The organism is Bacillus pretiosus (assembly GCF_051294775.1).
Lineage (GTDB): Bacteria > Bacillota > Bacilli > Bacillales > Bacillaceae_G > Bacillus_A > Bacillus_A wiedmannii.
In genome coordinates this window covers 1-295 of sequence record NZ_JBPPHF010000314.1, presented here as the reverse complement: position 1 = coordinate 295, position 295 = coordinate 1, and the positions used below count along the sequence as shown (strand labels likewise).

Here is a 295-nt window from a genome sequence, read left to right as displayed (position 1 = left end):
TATTCGTATTTTCGCATAGCTGAGCTTAAAGACATTTCTTGTCCACTTACCTTTTTCCAATACAATGGTTGATAAATATCAATAAGTGCACATCCATCTTCCTTCATCCAGTTTTTAATCCGTTTTAATAGAATCAATTGCTCATCATCTGATCCTACACCAAATCCGTCTAAATAACTAACAACATCAAACTTATCTTCAAAATTTATTTTATAAAAATCAGCGCAATGAATATCAAAATCATTAGTAGAATGTTCTTTCGCAAACATAACTAACTCTCGTACTAGCTCAACTG

Annotated in this window: 1 protein-coding gene; it reads right to left on the bottom strand. The window is 31.5% G+C overall.

Going from position 1 to position 295, the window contains the following annotated elements; genetic code table 11:
• The coding region (locus ACSG5Z_RS31035) for a class I SAM-dependent methyltransferase (RefSeq protein ID WP_503827193.1) at positions 1-295 on the bottom strand (295 nt) is incomplete at both ends.